Genomic DNA, 23,532 nt, shown 5'->3' on the forward strand with positions numbered 1-23,532 from the left:
AAGCAATTCCACTCAATGAAGTAACCTTTCATTGCATCTATATGAGACTTATTAAAACCCCACATTTACCAAATAAACCTATTAATAAAGCAACCTGTACACTTGTTGACAGCAGCTCCAACAGTCGACTTTCCAAGGTGAGCAGTTCTGTAGGCGATAACACCTACAGAAACTACACAAAGTCCTTAAATCACTTCTTCATCAAAGCATCTCTGATGCCATCCAGACCTTTGGTCACTTCTTCAATATGACTAAGCATTTGCCCCATTTGGTTGCCCATGCCATAGCCTTTGGTACGCTGCTGCTTCATGAAGATTTCTTTTATCTCCACCCAACGCGCCTGGCTTTCGGCGGTTAGGTAGCCATTGAGCTCTTTAAACTTCAGCAAGTTGGCTTCAGCTCCGGTGGTGAGGGTCTGAGCTTCATTATTATAATGGCCATTCACCAAAGTAGTCAGCTCATCGTCATTCATTACAGAGAATACTTTCTCAGCAATTTTATTCATATCTCTGTATGACCCCTGCAGTTTAAAGGCAGGTTCTGTTCTGTACTCATCGGCCTGTCCTGCTGAGCGGATATATTCCAGGTTTACCTTCAAAATAATATCTCTCACCTTCATCAGCTTTTGGAATACACTCATATATTCTCTCACCTCCTCCTGCGAATGATTGGTTTCGAACTCAGCACCTTCCAGCGTATCCTTTTCTGCTGCGCTCACTAAGGTATACACATCATCAAGGCTTTTACCTGCCAGCTTATTCAGCACCGGATTAGAGGTAATACAGTTCTCCAGATAACTCAGCTTAAAGGCTGAATCAGAATCTCCGATGATGTCACCCAGGTTATATACATCAGCACGGTTAGAGAGCATATCAGGGATGCGGAATTTTTCACCACTTTCTGTATATGGGTTCCCAGCCATCACCACACTCACCTTTTTACCTCTGAAGTCGTAAGTTTTACTCTTACCTTTATAAACCCCTTCTATCTTACGCTGAGCATCACAAAGTGAAATAAACTTCTGTAAAAATTCAGGGTTACAATGCTGAATATCATCAAGATATATCATTACATTATCTCCCATTTCAAAGGCCAGGTTAAGCTTATTAAGCTCTTCACGAGCAGCTGCATTTGGCGCTTCAGCAGGGTCAACTGAGGTGACCTGATGTCCAATAGCCGGCCCATTGATCTTCATAAAAATCACACCCAATCTATTGGCGATATATTCCATCAAAGTGGTTTTACCATAACCCGGAGGCGAAATAAGCAAGAGCATTCCCATCAGGTCAGTACGCTTACCTTCGCCTGCCTCTCCTATTTGCTTAGCCAGGTTAGCGCCAATAAGCGGCAAGTACACCTCATTTATCAGTTTATTACGAACAAATGAAGACATTACTCTGGGCTTAAACTCACCCAATCTCAGCTCTTCTGTAAAGTCCGCTACCAATTCCTTTTTCAGCGCATTAAACTCCTTATAGGCAGGCACCGTTATATTTTCAAAGGCTTCCAACTTCAGTAAAAACTGGTTGAAATTCATGTGATATTTACCGTCTTCTACCACAGCATGACTCCCCTGCATTCCTTCTACCTCGGCCACTAAAGGAATATTAATGACTCTTGGCTGTGCTTTATCTTCCATTAAAAGCAAGGCCGTTTCTGAAATAAACTGAAGACCATCCTGATCATCATTAAACTCAGCATACGCTTGAAGCCATTTTCTGATCATCTGAAACTGATCTTGTTCCTGCTTCAGTTTTTTCACTGAGTCCTCATATCTTTTTGCTGCCTTTTTATCTTTCAAATAAGCCTGAAAGCTTTCTGCCAAAGACACAGCATCACCAGCTTTCACAAAATCATTATGATCTTTAATCTCAAAAAACAGATATTCGGCAGCCTTAGCAGCATGGCTCAAGTCAAAGACATCAGCCAGCTTACTTTCAATATCCAGCTTCACCTCTTCTATTACCTGGTAAAATTCTTCCAGGTTAGGAAACACATCAATTATTATCCCCAGCCCCTTAATTCTGGTATCTAGCAGCTGTTTATACTCTTCATTTACCGCATATTGCCAGTAAAATTGAGCCATAGCACGTGTTTCTGAGGCATACTTAAGCAATCCACCTGATTGATAGAACATAAGCAGAGACTCCAATAGACGGACAGCATCATTGTCATGCACGCCTTTCATGTACCCTTCATTATACCGCAAAGCCATAAACTGCTGCACGTAAGTCAGCAACTGCTCAGGAGTAAGCTTGTAGAGCTCTGCCAAAGTTTTATGCACCTCTTCTCCATTGGCCTTTTTTTCTCCCACTTTCAGGACTTTATAAGCCAGATACTCGGCACGGTATAGCTTTTCATTCTCTGACATCACCGCCTGATTCCAAACCGCTCTACTGGCATTAATCCTCTCGTTTTTAATTTCTTCGTACAGGCTGGTACCGGTAAGGTGGAAAAATAAGTTTTCATCTCTTGGCACCACCGTCACTTCCAGAGACTGCGTATTGACAGAGAATTTATATTTCCCGAACTTGATTATATCTTCTCCCGCTTCAAATAGCTCATTTTTATCTCTCAGCTGCCTGATAGCATCTTCCTTCAGTGCTTTGAGCTTACTTTGTACATCATCAGCCTTTACAGAGTCGCCTATTTCTTTGAGCTCAGCCACAATATTTCTGAGCTTCTCTATCATCATGTCTGATGAAAAATAGCCATTGATCTCTGCCGCGGTAGTCATACGTTCCGTTCTACTCTGAGCAGCACTTAGTATTCTGGCAGCCGATTGCTGTAATGAATTAGCGCGTTTATTTCTAGCTTCTACTAATGATACCTTTTTAGATTCAAAGGCATTATATATATCCTCCCTCTTTTCAGATATTTTCAGCACAAAATCATCAAACTCAGCAAATTTACCTTCCAGCTCCTCTAGCTGTACCATGAGCTTAGCCAGGTATTCATCACATTTTTTGGGAGTATCAGAAAGGTCAAGGTAGTTAGTTACCCCTTGCTCCAATAGCTTGATTTGAGCGTTGAATTCAGCCTTGCCTTCAATCAGCATCAGCTCCCGCCGCTTTTTCTTTAAGGCAGCTCTGTTTCTATTAAGAATAGAGAACAAGGCGGATATATTATCAATGATCTGCGTGGTTTGCGTAGCATCAGAAATCTTAAGGTTACTCACAATATCTATGAGCATTTCTAAATCATGAGCTATCTGGTCTATTTTCTTTTCGAGCTCATCGATATCTATTACTTTGTTTACCTCTTCAATTTCCAGCTCCAGACCCTTTACCTTGGTTTCATACTCATCTAAAGCATCATCTCTAAGTAAAAAACGAACGCAGCTATCAGCATATTTAAGGTTGGTTTCCTTAAGCAGCTCTTCATATTTTTCTATGCGTTGCTCATCAGCATAACGCAATGATTTTAAAGATTCCGTTTCTCCCCTGAGCTCACGCAGAGCATTCAGGTTATTAACAAATTTCTCCAAGCTGGGCTGTGTTTCACGACTAATCTTCTTAGTCATTTCATCTACCCTGTTAAGCACATCATTGACCCGATCGGCCGTATTTTTTCTTATGCTTACTACTTTTTCATATTCATCTATGGCTGATGAAGCCGTTTGACGAATAGCCTTTAATGGCTCCAATGCCTTGAAGGCTTCCTCTTTATCCAGCCAATGATAAGTATCTATTATATCAGTAGATTGCTTTTGAAGGTCAGAATAAAGATTAGTATAATTCTCTCCTTTCTCTACCAGAGTAATGAGCTCATTACACTCAGCCATGGCGCGTACTATTTCCTTATTACCAATTTTAAAAAGGTATGAATCATTATTGGCTGTAGCCTGAAAATCTGGCCCTGTAAATGGTGTTTGCCATATTTTAGTAGCGTGGTGCTTTTTTAGGCTCATCATCAGCATTAAAGAAGCACATCTCTCCATTTTCAAAAATAGAATAACCATGACAGATGATAGGATTCTCTACCTTTTGCTGAATAATATTGTATGGAAGCAATAAATAAACGCCTTGCAAGCGGTTATAAAATACATAGAGGTAATCTTCTCCATTAGGAGAGGCAATGGTCTTTTCATAAACCATATCCTTAAGGTTATTGTCAAAAACCTTATAATCACCACTTTGCAGATAATAACCATTAGAGAAAATAATCCCCTGATCATCAGGCAAAAGGATGCAGGCATCAGCAATAGCTTTGATATTTCTGGCTTCTTTTAGCTTGCTATTAAATACGATATACCGATATTCCTTTTCCTGATAAGGCTTTATTCTCAACAGGATCAGGTTGCCTAAAATAGCATACATAATTTCAGCATCGTCCAGTGTTTGATCAGGATTATCCACATCCTCCTGATACACACCTCTGCCAGAATCAGTATTATCTTCCACCTTAATAGTAAGGTCACCACCCACAGTCTCTACAAAGACTTTATCTTCAATAGAAATATGTGGATATTTTCCTTCTCTATGATAATCTCTGGTGGTTCTTTTCCACTGGAATGCATGCTGAGCAGGAAAAGAAAACTCATGCTCACTACGATTATCCAGATAAGTAAGCTTCTCCCCTTCCACCAACCATTTAAAGGCCTTGATGTCAGTAACGGATTTACCGATACGAAAAATCATGTATAAGTGCGGCCCTATAGAAGCAAACTTGACAAACTGCGTGTCTTTATAATATTTATATAGCTTTTGAAAGTCTATTATAAACTGCTCATCGGCAATCATAGACATATCTAAAGCAGGGAAAGTATGATCTTTATATTGATGAATGCTAAAAACATCAGACAGCTCAATGTGAGTCTTTAAGCCTAAATGAACATTAAAGCCAAACAAAAAGTGATTACCAATGGGCACCATATCCCAGGGAATACAATTGTGCTCCGTAGTGATTCGCTCAGTAGCTATCAGCTTAGTTTCTAATGAACCAAAAACCTGCTTTCTCGACTCATTGAGCTTTTTTAATACTTGCGACAGGTCTTTTGTGCTGGCCTCTAATCGGTTTTTTAAAACTTCATAGGTGCCGCCTTCCAGTGTCACTTGTGATGGGTTATTATTTTCTGTCTGTTCCTGAGACATAGTTAATAGATTTAAGGCGAATAATACCGGAGGTGATTGAGAACGAATAATTTAAGAAGAAGAATGTAAAGGCTGTATGTTGTACTAGTAACTACTTAATAGTTACTGGTATTTAATGACATACAGCCAACAATTCTTACGGTCTACTTAAATCAACCCCAGTGTTTTGGGAGTCTCATTATCCAACCCGGCAGATTTAGCAATACTCATCATTTGACGCAGACTGTTTTTCACACTATCGTCTTGAGTACTACCCATCATCTTGAACAGCAGCGCTGACACGGTGATGTTTTTCACATCTTCAGAAGTTAGGTTAAAGCTCTTTAATAGCTGACCAACATTTTCCTTAAAGGAGCTTCCACCATCAGTGCTTAAAAAGGCTGATTTCACATCTGTAGCCACTTCGCTACCATTGATAAAAGCATCTATTGATTTTCCTTTAGCCACAGATCCTGCAATCTGATTAAAGAACATGCTTTCACCACCTATGATGTCTATCTTAGCTGACTTCATAGCCTCTGCCAGCACAAGAGCCTGCGCTTCAGCAATATATTTGCTTACATCTATTTGAGCTAATTCTATGGCTCTATCTTTCTCAAGTCTAAGCTTAAATTCTTCATGCTCCATACCTGCACCATCCAGCGCTTTCATAGCAGCAGCTTTCTGCTTGATACCCTCAGCATCAGCTTTGAATTTCTCTGCCATTACTCTGGCTTCTGCCATACCTTTTTTCTCATCAGCTACAGCTTTCACCTCAGTCACTTCTGCATCAGCTGTTCCTTTTTCACGAGCCACTTTAGCCGCTACAAATCCTAGTTTTTCATCTGCTTCTGACTGCGCTACAGCTTTCAGTCTTATACCTTTAGCTTCAGCATCAGCTTTCATTTCTATTACAGAAGCTTCAGACTCACCTTCTTTCTCTTTGGCTTCCGCTTTGGCTGTCATCACTTGCGCTTCAGACATACCTATAGACGCTTTTTGCGCTGCTTCTGCCTCTGCGAGAGTCTTCATTGCTTCCGCTTTATGGTTAGCGGCCGCTTTCTCAGCCTCAGCATCTATTAATGATTTTTTAGCTAATGAATCAGCTGCTTGACGCGCTGCTTCTGCCGCTTTTATCTCCTGAACTAATGCTTCTTCAGCTTTTTGCTCAGCAACGGTAATGGCCACCATTTTATTTCTATCTGCCTCAGCCTGAGCACGAGTATCTTTGATTTTCTCTTCTTCTGCTACTGTAGCTTTCTCTACGGTAACACGCTCACGGATCACTTCTTGTATGTTTCTACGCTCTACTTCTAGTGATTTTTCTTTATCTATACGCGCCAGCTCTACTACTCTTTCTCTTTCAGTAGCTTCAAGCGCCCTAGCTTGCTCTACTCTTTCATTTTCAACGGCCTCTGTTTTTTCTTTGTTTTTCAGAGCTACCACTATCTGTCTCAGCTTATTCTCTTCTGCCACTCCTATCTCTTCTTCAGTAGCTATGCGAGCCTGAGCTGCTTTCATTTCATTTTCCTGACGAACCTTCTCTATCTCTGCCGATTCTCTTGATCGGATATTTTCAATCTCTCTACGCTGCTGCTCTTCTTTTTCAGTCTGCTGCTTCTCCAGCTCCAAAATGGTTTCCCTGGCTTCAACATCCTGCTTTTTAATGGTTTTTTCTTTCTCTCTTTCTATAAGGTTAGACTTGATCTTCTCAGTAGATGTGAGCTCAATAATCTTCTTAATACCTTGAGCATCTAGAATATTACTTTCATTAAGATCATGAATAGAGGTTTGTTCTACGTAATCAATAGCGCAGTCATCCAGAATATACCCATTGAGATCTGTACCTATTTCATCTAATATTCTCTCTTTAAATGCAGCTCTGGAGTTATACAGTTCTACAAATTCAAAGTGCTTACCTACCGTTTTTAAAGCTTCAGAAAATTTAGCATCAAATAGCATTTCCAGCTGATCTATGTCAGAAGCACGCTTACAACCTATGCTTTGAGCCACATGAATTACATCTTCAGTAGTTTTATTTACTCTTATGAAAAAGCTCACTTTAATATCGGCTCTCATATTATCTTTACATATAAGGCCATCTTTACCCAATCTGGATATAGTAAGACTTTTGAGAGTAATATCCATAATTTCTAACTTATGGATAACGGGTACAATGAAGATCCCAGAGAACGAAACTTTAGCTCCTCCCTGGCCGGTTTTAATAAGCGCTTCTCCTTGAACCGCCTTCTTATACATTTTGACGATGATAACAACTATCGCCAAAAGAACAAGACCTACTACCAGTAAAGCAGTATAGATTGATGATAACATATTATGTAGTTTAAATTATTAATTATAAGGTTCGATTAAGTATAAGTTGAGATCCTGATTATGCTCTAACACGAGTCCGGTATCTCCTTTTTGCATCTCTATGCCTTTAATGGTCCTCACACTTAGTATGTGAGGAGCACCATTAGTTTTCACTTGGGCTTGTCCTGTTTTACTCTCTGTGGCAGCTATAGTTATAGCGCATATTTTACCTATTATACTATCGTATTCATTCTCCTTTTCTAGCTTTTGATAAAGCTTCACAAAGGGATAAGTAAGAATTTTAGTTATAAAAAGACCAACAAATAGACTCCCAAACAATACAAATAGACCTATTAAAAATGAGGAATTACCTATGAAATAATTGATGTTTATGCACAATAACCAAGTTGGAATAATCCAAAATGAGAGAAAAATCATAAAAGGTATCTTTCCGAGGTTAAAAAATGACAATAACGAATTTAACCAGATAACAGAACTGCCTTCAACTTCCACATCGGCATCAGCATCTACGTCTACATCCATATCAAAATCAAAAACATCTATATCGAAAATTCCGATGATGACCGTGATCCAATAGATCACAATGAAAATAGACAAAGCGGTTATAATTATGTTCGCAGGGTTCACTGCTACTTCAAGTAATTCACCCATTTTAATTTTATTTATTCTTCTTTTTTAATTCCTATTTTAGCTTTTAGCTTGGCCAATTCATCACTTGCACTTGCTCCACCGGTTTCGGCCAGCTTTCTATCTATTTCTTCGTCTATGCTTTTACTCTCATTAGCTATTTCGCCGTAAGATTCTGCCAAAGCTTCCTCTTGAGCTACTTTATCTCTCATTCTCTCCAGCATAGACACTGTACTTGTTGAATCGATCTGAGCCATTTGCTTATTGATATTTTTAGTGGCAGTACTTACTTTAACCCTGGCCTTCAAAGTCTTCAATTCATTTTCCCATTTAGCAATGGTACTTCTCAATCTTTTGACATTGCTCTCCAATTTAGCAACGGAGTCATCATACTGCTGCTGCTCACCCATGGCTCTGGAAACATGTTTCAGATTCTCCTCTTTTTGCATTAAAGCCTCTGATGCCAATCTATCTGCTTCTGAAGATTCTATATCTCCTTTCTCTGCTCGTTGTAATAGCATTATAGCTTTCTGCTCATAATCCTGGGCTTTAGACTTGTAGGTCTGCACATCATTTTTAGATCTTATGGCCATTGCCTTTACCTGAGCTAAAGCATTTAAAGCCTTATCAAGATCCACTTTCATATCTCTTATCCCCTGCTCTGTAAGCTTTATAGGATCTTCCAATTTATCAATTGCTGAATGAGCCTCTGATTGCCCAATCTTAAATAGTCTTCCAAAGATATTCATCTCTTTTAATTTTTAGTGTTTTGACAATTCAATTAACTCATTTGAAAATTCGCTAAGCAATAGGCCTAATGAGTTAAAAACAGCCTCCAGCTCGTTAAAGTCAAGATTTTCGAGCTCTAAAGTATCTCGAAAAATAACCTTCTTCCCCGTGTCATCCAGCACAAAGGCACCGTGTATAATGTCTCTGTTTTTCTGCATGAGTCGGATGTAAGTACTCGCTGAGGTATCCTTTACTTCAAAAATGAATTGCTCCAATATCAAAATAGGATCCGCACAGCCCAGCACCATGTTGCTTACCCCTGACCTCTCATCACTCACCACGAAAACACATTCATCTTCGCTTTCATAAGTGATCTCATAATCAAGGTCTATTAGGTACTCTTTTACTTTTTTAAAATGTTGGGTCATGTAGAATTGCATTAATACTTCGAAAAAATCAAAAGTGGTTCAAATTATATAAAATAATCAAACTCACCATATCAATTTCTTCAAATTATTAGGGCGGTATGTCATTATCGTGTTTCATAATTCAATAATAAGAAATAAAATCTACTTTTACTAGCATTGCTCATTTTATTAGCAGCCATTTATTTACCTATACGTTAGCATTTTTAAAAAGGTTATACGATTTTTGAAAAATATTTCAGCGAAAAGGGATTATGTCATTTATAGGAAAGAATATCAAGAAGATCAGGGCTGTCAAAAAAATGAGCCAATCAGACTTTGCCCAGCTGTTTAATCTGGCTCGCCCCAGTGTAGGTGCATATGAGGAAGGAAGAACGGAACCCAAAATAGAAACCCTCATACAAATAGCCAGGCATTTTGAGCTTTCTATAGACACGCTGCTTACCAAAGAACTTACTATAAATGAGCTCTATAAATTCGATATATTTAAAAAGGAGTTTTCTAAGGAGGAAAAGGAAGCGATTACAGACAAGGACGATGTAGCTGAGCAAACACCATTCATATCTTTAGAAAAACACTTAGACTACATTGTAAGCTTCCAAAACAAGGACTTTATAAATAAACTACCTGCCATACACTTTCCCTTTACACAGCACAAGAAATCACGTGCCTTTCAGATTAATGGCAATGAGATGGTTGTAGAGAACCAAGGCATACACCATAAAGACATCTTACTCTGCCTACCCTCTGCTATTGAAGATGTAGAAAAAGGCCTTTTATATGTTATCATCACTAAGAATGACATTCTGGCAAGGCGCTTTTCAAGATACAATAGCACCTATATATTTAAAGCTGATAATCCTGCCTTTGATCCGCTGAGGGTAAAAGCCAATGAAATATTAGAAATCTGGAAGGCCGATGCCATTTTCAGCAAAAACCTGGAGTCTCCTTCAAGACTTGAAGAAAGGGTAAATACACTGGAAGCACAAATGAAGAAGCTCCTAAAAAAGGTAGAGTAACTGATTTCTACGCACAAAAAAGGCCGATTGAAATCAATCGGCCTCAGTCATTATATTTTATTAACTAAATATCTTATACGTAGTTGTTAAGCATTACAGGCATTACTAACATAAGAATGTCTTCATTATCACTCTTATCTGTAGGTATTAAAAGCCCTGCTTTATTGGGTTCAGAAAGTCTTAATTCCACTTTATCAGAATCTACATTATTCAGCATTTCGATAAGGAATTTAGCATTGAATCCGATTTCTATATCTTCTCCATCATGCTCGCAAGACAATCTTTCATTCGCTTCGTTAGCAAAATCAAGATCTTCCGCAGAGATCTGTAGCTCACTACCTGTAATTTTCAGCCTTACCTGATGGGTAGTTTTGTTAGCATAGATAGCAATCCTCTTTAAAGAGCTTAGCAACTCAGAACGATCAATAAACATAGTATTGTTATTATCAACCGGAATCACGTTTTCATAATCAGGGAAACGCTCATCTATCAGTCTACATATCATTCTGATATTATTGAACCTGAAGAAAGCATTAGACACGTTAAACTCTACTGATACGTTGGTGTTTTCTGAAGGCAATGTAGATTTTAAAAGGTTAAGCGCCTTCCTTGGTATGATGATAGCATTGCCATTATCAGAAGCCACATCCACTCTTCTATATCTTATCAGCCTATGACCATCTGTAGAAACAAAGGTAGTGTTAGTATCAGTAAGATTCATGTACACACCCGTCATGGCAGGTCTCAGCTCGTCATTACTAGTAGCAAAAATAGTATTGTTAATAGCACTGCTTAGCACCTCGGTAGACATGTCTACTGAAAAGTCATCAGAAACAGTAGGCACTTTAGGGAAATCAGTAGCATTCTCACCAGCAAGTTTGTATCGACCATTATCACTGCTAATTTCCACACTGTACGTATCTTCATCAATAGAAAAAGTTACCGGCTGTTCCGGTAGGTTTTTCAAAGTCTCAAGCAATATCTTAGCTGGCACAGCTATGTTGCCACTCTCTTTAGATTCCACTTCTATCTCAGTGATCATAGACGTCTGCAAGTCCGATGCCGTAACAGTAAGCTTACCCTCTTCAATTTCAAAAAGGAAATTCTCAAGAATAGGCACTACTGGATTAGTAGTAATTACACCATTGATACTAGCAAGCTGCTTTAAAAGTGATGATGACGAGACTATAAATTTCATTACTGATGTCGATTACGTATAGTTAAGTTTAAAACTCGGTAAAGTTAAAAATAAAATCATTCACAAGAAACGTTATGATTTTAAATCGGCTGTTTCTTTTTCTCAAAAAAACCTTTAGGACGCAAAATTCTACGCATCCTTGAAATATCAAATATAGCATAATCAGCAGAATCTTTTCTACCAATTATCTCTCGATTATTCTTCAAGGCCTGATACACTTCCAGCGTATAAATGTTATCCGCCACATCGTGCACCTTAATTATGGCTTGCGGCTCCTGATCTACTAACTCCTGATACTCTGACACTTCCTTTTGATTTAGAAAGTCATTTGCATAAAGCAATGACACATCATCCAGGAAGTCAGTAAGCCGGGATGAGTCCGTTTGAGCCAGCCCTCTCACCTCGTAAAAGCTAGAGTCAAAGCCTACGGAAAAGCCATTCTCAGGATGCTCATTATAGACCACTTCTACGCCTTCAAGATTAGCCCAGTTAAAATCAAATATTCTGGGATTTCTCCACCCATTTTGATCTAACTCATAAATACCAGCCAAATAACTTCTGTATCCTGGTATTTCCACAATATACGCCTGAGATCCAGGACTTTCAGCCATATAGGTGATTTTATTTTCATCATCACCCAAAACATAAAAATCCTTCACGCCATTAGCTTCCTCATAATAGGTAACATGAACGCCTCTCTTTTCAAAAGCCTGTTGTAATGAATCTTGCTGCTGCCTGGCGGCCATTCTTCTTACCCGCTGCTGTGTGAGCAATGCAAAAATAACACTCACCCGCTGCGGGTCAGCTTCATAATTATCATTTAGCAGCCAATGAGAGCCATTGTAAGTCAGACTGTTTTTCTCAGCTCCTAACTCAAACACCACTCTATTAATAGCTGACGGATCTTCATAAGCAAATATAGTCCTGTCTACCTCCAGCTTATCGGCGGGTCTGGTGAGAAAATAAGCCACCACTGTAGCCCCTATGAGCAACACCAGCACTACTATTAGCTTTATATTTCTTTTTCTCTGCATGAACTACTTACTTGGTAAATCCAGTATATTTTTTCTTTCTTAAATAGAACCTAATTACTCCATAAATGATAATGAGCAACACTGGCAACACCATATTAATGATCTGCCATTTGGTTTTCTCTCTGCTCACCTGCACTTTATCTAAAGGCCTTATTTTTAATTCTTTATTTCTGGCGGTAATCAGCCCTTCATCATCCAGCATATAAGCCAGTGAGTTGAGCAGAAAATCCTGATTAGCGAATTCTGTCTGCGCAAAAGGATAAAAGCCCAGCGGCTGAGGATCTCCATTGCGCTTATTAATTTCATTTTTCGCTATATCACCATCACTCACTACTAATAATTTAGCATCATCTGCTGCTGTATCTACAAAATCATCATCAGACACATTTTCAGGTTTAAACCGATTTTTGTATAACGAACTAAAATTCCCTTCTAACAAGTATGCTACTGGCAAAAAGGGTTTATTGAGCATTTCAGGAGTTAAATTCTTTCTCAGATCCTGCACAGAAACATTAACTGGCGCCGTTACTGATCGGGCATACTGGGAGCTAAATAACAAAGGAGTTTTCTTCACTCCATCCACCCGAATACTATCCATGGTAGAGGCAAATTTCAACAGCACAGCATCCATATTTCTGGTAATAGGATGATTAGCAAACTTATTAATGATAGGGAAAAAGGGCCAATTTTCTAAACTCAGCTGAGGCTGATCTCCCATATTACCCACCACTATCGGGTATTTGGCAGCCATTTGATCCTGAATAAGATCTCCATTTAAACGAACGCCATATTTAAAAAGCTGATCATCAAGGTTAAGATCATATGGAAAAGCGAAGTTCATAGGAGCAGAAGCGCTATCCATATTAGCATGCATCTTATCAAGCAACAGCATTACTTTTCCGCCCTTCATCAGGTATTGATCTAAGTAATACTTCTCTGTTTCGCTGAACTTCTTCCTGGGCTTAGCCACTATCATAGCATCATACTGACTCAAATCTCTATCCAGCCTTTCTTTACCTAAATCATACAAATTTGCCAGTGCAGCGGTATAGCTAGCCATTTCCAGCGAATCAAGTTCATCATGCCCTCTGATTACAGCCACCTTTTTTCTTGATAAGGTAGTTAGTCCTCGAATAGCTGATGCTATTTCATATTCTATCCCTTCAATAGACTGATTCAATTTTTCTTCAGCACTAGAGGCTTTATTCCCTTTCAGAAGCATTACACCGGTCTCCACACCTCCATAGGAGATCAGAGCACCCGGAAACACTAATTTTTCAACCCTGTTACCATTTTGCTCATCAATAATATTAGTAGGCTGAATACCTTTAGCCATTAAGCTTCTCATAAACTCACCACGAGCCTTTTCACTCATAGCCGCGGTAGGATCATTAAAAGTATATTGAATATTATCACCGGAATAGACTCTAAATTCTTCCAGCGTTTCTCTTATAGATCTTTGCAGGCGTTTGAAACCGGAATTAAGTTCACCATCCAGATACACCTCTAAATATACTACATCATCTAAATCTTGGAGCATTTCTTTGGTAGGCTCCTTTATGGTATACCTTCCTTCTTCAGTAAGATCAAGACGAAAAAACTGAGATGAAGCGATGATATTAATAAGCACCACGGCCACCAGCCCAATACAAAACCTTAAAAAAGACTCTAATTTTCTACTATCTAAAGCTACCATTTCCTACTACTTAAAACGAGTTTAGTGGCTAATAGGACTACTGCTATCACACTAAGAAAATATATTACATCACGGCTATCTATCAGGCCTTTGCTCAGGGCATCATAATGATATAGAATACCCAACTGCTCCAGCATACCTGAAAACTGCCCCCAATCATTTATAGAAGCGATTGATTCGAACCCTGAATACACTATAAAGCAGAAGAACACTGCTACTATAAAAGAGATGATTTGGTTAGAACTAATTACTGACGAGAAAATTCCGATGGCAGTAAAAACCGCCCCCAGTAAGACCAGGCCTACATAAGACCCCATTACCCCGGCGGTATCAATATTACCTTCAGGACTACCTAATTTATAAATAGACCAATAGTAAACCAGCGTAGGAACAATAGCAAAAACCACTAAAACCAACCCAGACAAGTACTTACCAAATATAATCTGCCAATCAGTAATTGGCTTGGTAAGCAATAATTCAATAGTACCTCCACGCTTTTCTTCAGCAAACATGCGCATGGTTATGGCCGGTATTAAAAACATAAACACATAAGGCCCTAAAACGAAAAGCGTTTCCATATCAGCATAGCCATACTCCAGCACAGAAGTATCAGGAAAGACCCACATCAAAAGGCCTATTCCCGTAAGGAACACACTAATTACAATATAGGCTATTAAAGAATTAAGAAAGCTGTTGAACTCTTTCAAAAAGATCTGAATCATTCTGTTTTGCCTCCTTTCGTTAACTCCTGGAATACATTTTCTATAGTCACTTCTTCTTGTTGTAAACCCAGCAAAGTGACATTCTCTTTAGTTGCATAATTGAAGATTTCAGGTCTCACATCCTTCTCTACGGAAGCGGTAACTTTATATTTATGCCCATCTCCTCTCTCTACCTCTAGCACCCCTTCTATAAGTTTCAGACCTTCCTCATCTATTGTCTCTGCAAACTCCACAGTAATGACTGCCACCTTTCTTTGGGTATTTTTAAGCTGGTCAATGGCATCGTTCGCCACTATTTTTCCATTATTAATTACTACTACCCTATCGCAAAGCGCCTGCACCTCCTGCATAATGTGAGTAGAAAAGATCACCGTTTTATCCTGACTAATGCTTTTGATCAGGTTACGAATTTCTACTATCTGGTTAGGATCGAGACCGGTGGTAGGCTCATCCAGAATAAGCACTTCCGGATCATGGATTAGCGCCTGCGCCAAGCCTACACGCTGCCTATACCCTTTTGATAGGGCTTCTATTTTTTTGTTTTGCTCTTTAGTGAGCCCACAGAGACTGATAATTTCATCTATCCGGCTTTTAAGAATCTTACCGGACACGCCGTAAACCTTACCTATAAACTGTAAGTACTCTCGCACATACATTTCCAGATAAAGAGGATTGTGCTCTGGCAGGTAGCCAATATGCTTTCTCACCTCTACTGATTCTTCTATAACATCCAGGCCACACACCTCCACGGTGCCTTCGGTAGGTGGTAAATAGCAGGTGGCTATTTTCATAGTGGTGGACTTGCCCGCTCCATTAGGTCCTAAAAAGCCAAGAATCTCTCCTTTTTTCACTTCAAAAGAGATGCTATCTATTGCCTTCTGTTGCCCGTATACTTTCGTGAGATTTCTGACAGATATCGACATAATACAAATGAACGACAAAAGTATTAAGTTGATGTGTTTATGCAAAAAAATATCCTTATTACTAATTGTAGTAATTTTTAACCTAAATTACCTAAAATTGTGTCATATCATTCAGAAACTTTGTTTTCTTTAATGATGTTTCATGATTTCAATGTATCCTGTAAGAATAGTTATGCAGAAATTCATCTTTACTTTTTTACTTTCAATCACATTTTTAACCAGCCAGGCACAAAATGGCTACAAGCTTGATTTTCAGATTCATGGCTTATCCGACACCACCATTTATCTGGGCAACTTCTTCGGAGAAAGCACCTACCTCACTGATACCGCTCAGGTAGATAGTCAGGGGAAATTCACTTTTGACGGCAAAAACGCATTGAGCAAAGGCATTTACTTCCTGGTATTAAACAAATCCAAATTATTTGACCTGATCATTAATGATGACCAGACATTTAAAATAGAAACGACCAGACCTGAGTTTGTAGAAACAGCTAAGGTTACCGGAGATGTTGATAATGAAGTGTTCTTCAAAAACATGCTCTACAATGAAGCTCGTAACGAAGAAGCCAAGCCGCAAGTAGAAATTTTAAAAGACAGCAGCAGCACTACTGCAGAAAAAGAAGCCGCCAGAGCTTTTCTCAATACTTTAAATAAAAAAGTAATGAAGCATCAGGATGAAGTGATAGAGAAATACCCTAACACTTTGTTTGCTAAAATATTAAAAGCTAATCAAAATATTGAAGTCCCTGAGCCTCCTAAATTAGAAAATGGTGCCATAGACTCTACTTTTAGTTACAGATACTACAGAGCGCACTATTGGGATAATTTCAATCTGGCTGATCCTGCTATGATCAGGCTAAATGAGCCTTTATATAAGAGAAAAGTTGAAGACTATTTAGATAAAATGCTGCTACAGCACCCTGACACCATTAGCAATGCTATAGATGAATTAGCCGCTATCGCCAAAAAGGATCAGGACACTTACAAATACTTTGTTTGGATAGTGACCATAAAATATCAGCAGCCCGAAATAATGGGTTTAGACGAGGTCTTTGTTCATCTCTATGATAAATATTTTGCTTCTGGCGAAATGGACTTTTGGGCGAATGACAAGTTAAAACAAAACCTTGGAGATAGAGCCAACCAACTAAGAAACAGCCTTATAGGACTAAAAGCACCTAACTTAATTATGCAAAATGAAGACTTAAAGTCTCGCGCTTTGTATGATATGAAAAATAAGTACACGGTGATTTATTTCTATGATCCTGACTGTGGCCACTGTAAAAAAGAAACGCCCAGACTTAAAGAATTTTATGATAACTCCGCTTATGACGTAGGTATTTATGCAGTATCTGCTGACACCTCTATGGTGAAGATGAAAGACTACATTAAAACCATGCATATGGAAGAGTGGACCACCGTAAATGGCCCCAGAACCTACACGGAGTCATACAGAAATCTATATGATGCTATGACTACCCCTACTATTTATGTACTGGATAGTGATAAAAAAATTATAGCTAAAAAACTTCCGGCCGAGCGATTGGAAGAATTTTTAAAAAGATATGAAGCAATAGAAAACAGGGAGCATCAATAAGCTCCCTTTTTTTATATCTCTTTTAGATCAGCCAACATAGTTGGTATCAGTTCTGACACAGTTGGGTGTATGTGCACAGCATTTTTTATCACTTCATAAGGCTGCTTAGCATACATCACATCAATAATAGAATGGATTATTTCATCGCCTCCTACCCCAAGAATTGAGGCTCCGAGAATCAAATGGGATTCAGCATCTACTATCACTTTCATAAAGCCTTCTGACTCTCCTTTTTCTTTTGCTCTGGCCACCTTGTTCATCGGCATTTCAGCTTTCAAGGCCTTGATACCCTTTTCTTTTACTTCCTTTTCGGTCATTCCTACACGAGCTAGTGGCGGATCCATATATAGCGCATAACAGGCGATTCTATCAGAGACCTTTCTGGTGCCTCCATTTAACAGGTGATCCTCCACTATTTCAAAGTCATTATAAGCAGTGTGAGTAAAAGCTCCCTTGCCGTTACAATCTCCCAAAGCCCAAACGCCACCTACAGTGGTAGCTAAACATTCATCAGTTTTTATATAACCCTGTTCATCTAACTCAATATCAGTATTCTCCAGCCCCAGATCATCAGTATTAGGAATTCTACCTATGGCGTAAAGCACATGACTTCCTGATACAGCCGGCTCACCATCAGTACAATTAATTTCCACCTCCACACCATCTTCCTCAGAGGACTTAGCATAAATACATTCCGCCTGCGTACGAACATGAATTCCTTCTTTCTCAAGAATTTGTCTCACATTTTCAGAAACATCCTGATCTTCTCTACTAAGAAGATATTCGCCTTTTTCTATAATAGTTACTTTACTACCAAACCTCCTGAACATCTGAGCAAACTCCACCCCCACATAACTACCTCCGATAATTACTAAATGCTCTGGCAGCTCAGCCAGATTCATGATGGTAGAATTAGTAAGATATTCTAGTCCTTCTTCATGATCAGCTATACGCGCTCTACCTCCTACATTTATAAAAATCTTCTCTGCGTCTATTTCCTCATCATTAATTTGAAGTGCCTTATTATTAATAAAATGAGCTTGGCCTCTAAATACAGTGATATTCTCATCTTCTTCCATCCAGGTTTCTATCCCTTCTCGGGATTGCATCACTATCTCGTCACGCCTTTTCTTTACCTGATCGAAATCTATCTTGAAATTAGAAGCACCAATTACTCCATGAGTTGAAGCATGTTTTACGGTATGAGCAACTTTAGCACTGGCTACCATAGCCTCGGTAGGAGTACAGCCTGTATTAACACAGGTACCACCAAAGAATTTTCTTTCTACAATAGCTACTTTATACCCTTCAGATGCTAACCTGGAGGCTAAAGGAGGGCCTGCCTGGCCTGCCCCAATAATTATCGCATCAAAGTGAGTCATAATATTCTATTCAAATTATAGAATACTACACCTATCACAGCAATTTTGTTTAAATACGAAAGGGATCGCGCTTATTTATTGCGCTCTATAGTAAACTGAACCAGGTTTTTTAATGATGTTTTATAAGGCGTATCAGCAAAATCATCTAGAATGGCCACTGCTTCCTCGTAGTACCTCATCATCACGGTCTGAGCATATTCTAATCCGCCTGAGGTCTTTACAAAATCAATGATCTCGTTGATCTTCTTGGTGTTATCATTATGGTTTCTTACCAGATTGAGTACACGTTTTCTTTCTAACCAAGAGGCCTTTTGCAGAGCATGAATTAATGGAAGGGTCATTTTTTTCTCTCGGATATCAATTCCAAGGGGCTTACCTACCTCATCCTCACCATAATCAAAAAGATCATCTTTAATCTGAAACGCCATACCTACTTTTTCGCCAAAAGCATGCATTTTCTCTACTACCTCAGCATTATCTTGCACTGATGCTGCCCCCACCGCACAACATGAAGCGATAAGTGAAGCGGTTTTCTGCCTGATGATCTCATAATAAACCTCCTCTGTAATATCCAGCTTGCGTGCTTTCTCCATTTGCAGAAGCTCACCCTCACTCATTAGCTTTACTGCCTGAGATACTATTTTCAATAAATGATAATCTCCATTATCAATAGAAAGCAATAACCCTCGGCTCAGTAAATAATCACCAACAAGTACGGCTATCTTATTTTTCCATAAAGCATTTACAGAGAAAAATCCACGACGGTAATTAGCATCATCTACTACATCATCATGCACAAGAGTGGCGGTGTGTAATAATTCAATTAAAGACGCTCCTCGGTAGGTGGCCTCATCAATATTTCCGCAAGTGCCTGCCGTAAGAAACACAAACATAGGCCGCATCTGCTTACCTTTGCGCTTTACGATGTAACTCATTATTTTGTCGAGCAACAACACTTTGGTCTTCATAGAGGCTCGGAATTTTTTTTCAAATTCCTCCATCTCTGAAGCTATTGGGGACTGGATATCACGTAGTTTTAAAGCCATGTGGACTAATGAGCTACAATATTAATGACACAAAACACCTAATCAAAATATAATATGACCAACTCGTTAAAATTGAAAGATAATATTCTAATACCTGGTGAACACAAAGCTGCAAAAATATTAGTTGATGTTAGATATATATCAAATAACAGCAAAAAACCTTTAATAATATTTATTCACGGCTTCAAAGGTTTTAAAGATTGGGGTTATTTCAACATTTTATCAGAAAAATTTTCTAAAAATGAATTTGTTTTCGCCAAATTCAACCTTTCACATAATGGTACTACCCCAGAAAACCCAACCGATTTCGCTGATCTGGAAGCCTTTTCTCAGAACAATTTTACGATAGAGCTAGATGACATTAAGAGTGTAATAGACTATTTCCATTCTGATGAATGTGAAGTACCTACCAGCGAAATTGATCTCAATGCCATTTATTTAATGGGTCATAGCCGTGGTGGTGGCATTTCTATATTAAAAGCTGCAGAAGATGAAAGAGTGACAGGCCTTGCTACCTGGGCTTCTATTGCAGACATAAAAATGCGCTGGCCACAGCAGGTGCTGGACCAATGGAAAAAAGACAAGGTATTCTACATTACTAACAGCCGCACCAAGCAAGAAATGCCTATGGATTACCAAATAGTAGAAGATTTTCTGGCCCATGAGGAGAGGTTCACCATTTCGAATGCTGCCAAAAAACTGAATATTCCGCAACTTATTGTACATGGCACTAATGACGAAACCGTAGAACACAGAGATGCGCTTATGCTGCATGAGTTAAACCCTAACAGTGAATTATTCCTTATTGAAGATGCTGATCATGTTTTAGGAGGCTCACATCCTTATAACGGAGATGATTTACCGGAAGATGCTCAGAAAGCCTTTTTAAGGACACTTGAATTTTTCAAAGCCATTAAAAATTCTGAACTTGAACATAACTAAGCGCTCCTGATGAAAACTAGCACCTAAACCTTTACCCCACAGTTTTCATTATTAAAGCATAAGCCTAACAAGCATGAATTTAACACGTATTTCAAAATTGTCTAAACTAATAGGCATAAGAAACTCTAAGCAAAAGGCGGGTTTACCTCCCGGCACGCTCATATACACCGGTAGTAAGCTTACCAATAAGTCAGAAATCGATCTTATTTCTTATAATGAAAAAGAAATACAAGAATTTACTGGTAAAGACATCAAAACGGTACTGCCACACACGAATGATGCCCGAGTAAATTGGCTCAACATCGATGGACTTCATAATATTGAACTGATAGAGAATATTGGAGAACATTTTGGACTACACCCTCTTTTGCTGGAAGACATTCTTAACCCAGGTCAAAGGCCTAAAACTGACGATTATGAAAACCACCTGTTTTTCACTCTAAAAACTTTGCATTCCATTCAGGAAGAAGAGAATGATGATGGCAGCGTCATTAATTATGAGCAAATCAGCTTTGTGCTAGGCAAGAATTATTTACTGTCGTTTCAAGAAAAAGAAGGCGATCTCTTTGATGGCTTACGCAGCAGGTTAAGACAAGACAATATTGCCAGTGTAACACGAGCTAGAAAAAAAGGAGCTGATTACCTTTTCTATAGACTTATAGATACCGTGGTAGACAGCTACTACATAGTGCTAGAGCAGGTAGGAGAAAAAATAGAAGAGCTGGAAGACGAAGTATATCTGGAACCTACTAATGACACACTCAAGCAAATTCAAAAGCTAAAGAAGGAACTTATATTTCTCAGGAAATCAGTTTACCCACTTAGAGAGTCTCTAAGCAAAATAATAAAAGGTGAATATGCCCTGATAAACCCAGATACCATTACCTTCTTTTCTGATGTGTATGATCATACTATACATGTAATAGAAACCATAGAAACTTACCGGGATCTTACCACCAGTTTAATGGACATGTATATGACTAGCATTAGCAATAAAATGAACGAAGTGATGAAAGTGCTTACTATCATAGCTACCATTTTCATTCCACTTACTTTTATTGCAGGCATCTACGGCATGAATTTCGAGAATATGCCGGAGCTCCACCTCAAATACGGCTATTTCTATACCTGGGGAATCATGATAGCCATTTTTATAGCTATGATTATCTATTTTAAGCGGAAAGACTGGATATGAAAAGAGCCTTTTTTGTGCTGATTTTAATAGCAACCGTTAATCAGCTCTTTGCGCTGCCAGTTGAGCCTAGCGAAGAAATAAGAAGATGGATAGAAGGTAAGTCTTTCAAAATTGACGACCAGCCTATCTTCTGCAAAAAGTCTATCCCTGATTTTTATATGGATCGGGGCTTTGAACCCGCCTGGGATAACGACGACAGCATTGCTGAACTCATAGAGCAAATTAAGCTAGTTCATGAAGACGGCCTAAATCCGGAAGACTATCACCTGAGTTATTTTCTTAAGCATGTGGAAGGCGCCAATTCCGTCACGCCACTAATAGATATAATGCTTACAGATGCCTATTTCCTACTTACCTCTCACCTGCTAATAGGCAAGGTTAACGCTACCAGTATAGACCCTGAATGGAAAAGTAGCACTAAAGAAATAGACCTAAAACAGACGCTAACCCATGCACTAGCTGAAGTTGAAGTAGCCAAAACTATCAACAATGTAAAGCCAAAATATGAAACCTACCTAAGATTAAAACAGGCCCTGGCGGAATACGAACAAATGAAAACTAAGGGCACATGGCCTCTTATCAACCCAGGAGAAACTTTAAAGCCTGGAGATAAAGATGATCGCATATTACAACTTAGAGCTCGCCTGGCATTTACCAGTTACTATGAACCACCAATAGCTCCAGATTCTACACTTAAAATTTATGATGAAGCACTGGCTGTATCCGTAAAAGAATTTCAAAAGAGGAATGGTCTGGCTACTGATGGAGCCATCGGGAAGGGTACTCTGGGAGCTTTGAATGAGACCTTAGAAAGCAAAATAAAAAAGATAACCGTTAATTTAGAGCGTTGTCGCTGGCTGCCAACTGATTTAGGCAAGGAGCACATTATTGTAAATATTGCTAATTATGAGCTTCATGCGGTAAAAGACGGAAAAACTATGCTTACTATGAATGTGGTGGTAGGCAAGCCTTACCGTAAAACACCTGTTTTTAGTGAAAAGCTCAGATACCTGGTCTTTAATCCTTATTGGACTGTGCCTCCCACTATACTTTCGCAAGACATATTACCTGCGGTAAGAAAAAACAGAAACTACCTCAATTACCTCAACATAAAAGTAGTTAGCGGAGAAACCATTATTGATCCTGCTACTATTAACTGGGCCTCCACTACAGCGTCTAATTTCCCTTATCAGCTAAGGCAAGATCCTGGGCCTAATAACGCATTAGGCATAGTGAAATTTATTTTCCCTAATCCTTACAATGTTTATATGCATGACACCAATCACAGAGAGCTTTTTGCTAATACTGATCGCGCTTTGAGCTCTGGCTGCATTCGCCTTTCAAGACCTAAAGAAATGGCTGTATATATACTAAATAACGGTAATGATGCCTGGGATGAAAACAGAGTAGACAACATCCTAAAAACCTCTAAGAACTATACTGTAATGATCAAAAGAGACATTATGATTCACCTGCTATATTGGACGGCCTTTGTTGATGATAATGGAATTGTAAACTTCAGGACAGATATTTACAACAGAGATGATGCAGTATGGAAGGCCTTAACTCAAGACCCTCCATCTTTATAATA

18 protein-coding genes are annotated in these 23,532 nt (G+C 38.9%); 5 read left to right on the forward strand and 13 right to left on the reverse strand.

Features of this window, described 5'->3' with window-relative positions:
* Window positions 1-190: 190 nt before the first annotated feature.
* The 6 genes from LVD15_RS01970 to LVD15_RS01995 form a co-directional block, all read right to left on the reverse strand.
* Window positions 191-3,940: a DNA repair ATPase gene (locus tag LVD15_RS01970; RefSeq protein ID WP_233778612.1), complete on the reverse strand. Its 3,750-nt coding sequence runs from the start codon at window positions 3,938-3,940 to the stop codon at window positions 191-193.
* On the reverse strand, window positions 3,882-5,093 hold the full coding sequence (locus tag LVD15_RS01975; RefSeq protein ID WP_233778613.1) for a DNA repair ATPase: 1,212 nt from the start codon (window positions 5,091-5,093) through the stop codon (window positions 3,882-3,884). Before LVD15_RS01975 ends, LVD15_RS01970 begins: the two co-directional genes overlap by 59 nt.
* Before the next feature lie 147 nt (window positions 5,094-5,240).
* Complete coding sequence (locus LVD15_RS01980; protein WP_233778614.1) at window positions 5,241-7,406, reverse strand: flotillin family protein; 2,166 nt, start codon at window positions 7,404-7,406, stop codon at window positions 5,241-5,243.
* 18 nt (window positions 7,407-7,424) lie between these two features.
* Window positions 7,425-8,057 (reverse strand): OB-fold-containig protein, encoded by a 633-nt coding sequence (locus LVD15_RS01985; protein ID WP_233778615.1) that lies wholly within the window; start codon window positions 8,055-8,057, stop codon window positions 7,425-7,427.
* A gap of 11 nt (window positions 8,058-8,068) precedes the next feature.
* Window positions 8,069-8,782 carry a PspA/IM30 family protein gene (locus tag LVD15_RS01990; protein ID WP_233778616.1) on the reverse strand — a complete coding sequence of 238 codons (714 nt, stop codon included), beginning with the start codon at window positions 8,780-8,782 and terminating at the stop codon, window positions 8,069-8,071.
* Between the two features lie 12 nt (window positions 8,783-8,794).
* Window positions 8,795-9,190 (reverse strand): YbjN domain-containing protein, encoded by a 396-nt coding sequence (locus LVD15_RS01995; protein WP_233778617.1) that lies wholly within the window; start codon window positions 9,188-9,190, stop codon window positions 8,795-8,797.
* Between the two features lie 251 nt (window positions 9,191-9,441).
* Between LVD15_RS01995 and LVD15_RS02000 the strand changes: the two genes are divergently transcribed.
* Window positions 9,442-10,206 carry an XRE family transcriptional regulator gene (locus LVD15_RS02000; protein ID WP_370687394.1) on the forward strand — a complete coding sequence of 255 codons (765 nt, stop codon included), beginning with the start codon at window positions 9,442-9,444 and terminating at the stop codon, window positions 10,204-10,206.
* A 73-nt stretch (window positions 10,207-10,279) separates the two neighbouring features.
* On the opposite strand, the gene dnaN is transcribed toward LVD15_RS02000, so the two are convergent.
* The 5 genes from dnaN to gldA all read right to left on the reverse strand — a co-directional run bounded on the left by dnaN (window position 10,280) and on the right by gldA (window position 15,779).
* Window positions 10,280-11,404, reverse strand: a complete 1,125-nt coding sequence (gene dnaN / locus LVD15_RS02005) for a DNA polymerase III subunit beta (RefSeq protein ID WP_233778619.1) — start codon at window positions 11,402-11,404, stop codon at window positions 10,280-10,282.
* 80 nt (window positions 11,405-11,484) lie between these two features.
* A complete protein-coding gene (locus tag LVD15_RS02010; RefSeq protein ID WP_233778620.1) occupies window positions 11,485-12,438 on the reverse strand; it encodes a DUF4340 domain-containing protein in 954 nt (317 codons plus the stop codon).
* A gap of 7 nt (window positions 12,439-12,445) precedes the next feature.
* A complete protein-coding gene (gene gldG, locus LVD15_RS02015; protein WP_233778621.1) occupies window positions 12,446-14,134 on the reverse strand; it encodes a gliding motility-associated ABC transporter substrate-binding protein GldG in 1,689 nt (562 codons plus the stop codon).
* Complete coding sequence (gene gldF, locus LVD15_RS02020; protein WP_233778622.1) at window positions 14,128-14,856, reverse strand: gliding motility-associated ABC transporter permease subunit GldF; 729 nt, start codon at window positions 14,854-14,856, stop codon at window positions 14,128-14,130. The genes gldG and gldF overlap by 7 nt, the downstream gene beginning before the upstream one ends.
* The gene (gene gldA, locus LVD15_RS02025) at window positions 14,853-15,779 is read right to left on the reverse strand and encodes a gliding motility-associated ABC transporter ATP-binding subunit GldA (RefSeq protein ID WP_233778623.1); all 927 of its coding nucleotides are present in this window, start codon (window positions 15,777-15,779) and stop codon (window positions 14,853-14,855) included. Before gldA ends, gldF begins: the two co-directional genes overlap by 4 nt.
* A gap of 142 nt (window positions 15,780-15,921) precedes the next feature.
* Between gldA and LVD15_RS02030 the strand changes: the two genes are divergently transcribed.
* Entirely contained in the window at window positions 15,922-17,376 is a 1,455-nt protein-coding gene (locus LVD15_RS02030; RefSeq protein ID WP_233778624.1) for a redoxin domain-containing protein, read from the forward strand.
* Between the two features lie 11 nt (window positions 17,377-17,387).
* Here the strand turns inward: LVD15_RS02030 and LVD15_RS02035 are convergent, their stop codons facing one another.
* Entirely contained in the window at window positions 17,388-18,758 is a 1,371-nt protein-coding gene (locus LVD15_RS02035; protein WP_233778625.1) for an FAD-containing oxidoreductase, read from the reverse strand.
* A 71-nt stretch (window positions 18,759-18,829) separates the two neighbouring features.
* Complete coding sequence (locus LVD15_RS02040; protein ID WP_233778626.1) at window positions 18,830-19,804, reverse strand: polyprenyl synthetase family protein; 975 nt, start codon at window positions 19,802-19,804, stop codon at window positions 18,830-18,832.
* Window positions 19,805-19,858: 54 nt separating this feature from the next.
* Here LVD15_RS02040 and LVD15_RS02045 point away from each other — a divergent pair, with 54 nt between their 5' ends.
* From LVD15_RS02045 to LVD15_RS02055, 3 genes are all read left to right on the forward strand, one after another.
* Entirely contained in the window at window positions 19,859-20,746 is an 888-nt protein-coding gene (locus tag LVD15_RS02045) for an alpha/beta hydrolase family protein (protein WP_233778627.1), read from the forward strand.
* Window positions 20,747-20,819: 73 nt separating this feature from the next.
* A complete protein-coding gene (corA, locus tag LVD15_RS02050; RefSeq protein ID WP_233778628.1) occupies window positions 20,820-21,941 on the forward strand; it encodes a magnesium/cobalt transporter CorA in 1,122 nt (373 codons plus the stop codon).
* Window positions 21,938-23,530 (forward strand): L,D-transpeptidase family protein, encoded by a 1,593-nt coding sequence (locus LVD15_RS02055; RefSeq protein WP_233778629.1) that lies wholly within the window; start codon window positions 21,938-21,940, stop codon window positions 23,528-23,530. Before corA ends, LVD15_RS02055 begins: the two co-directional genes overlap by 4 nt.
* Window positions 23,531-23,532 lie beyond the last annotated feature (2 nt).

This window comes from Fulvivirga maritima (assembly GCF_021389955.1).
GTDB classification, from domain to species: domain Bacteria; phylum Bacteroidota; class Bacteroidia; order Cytophagales; family Cyclobacteriaceae; genus Fulvivirga; species Fulvivirga maritima.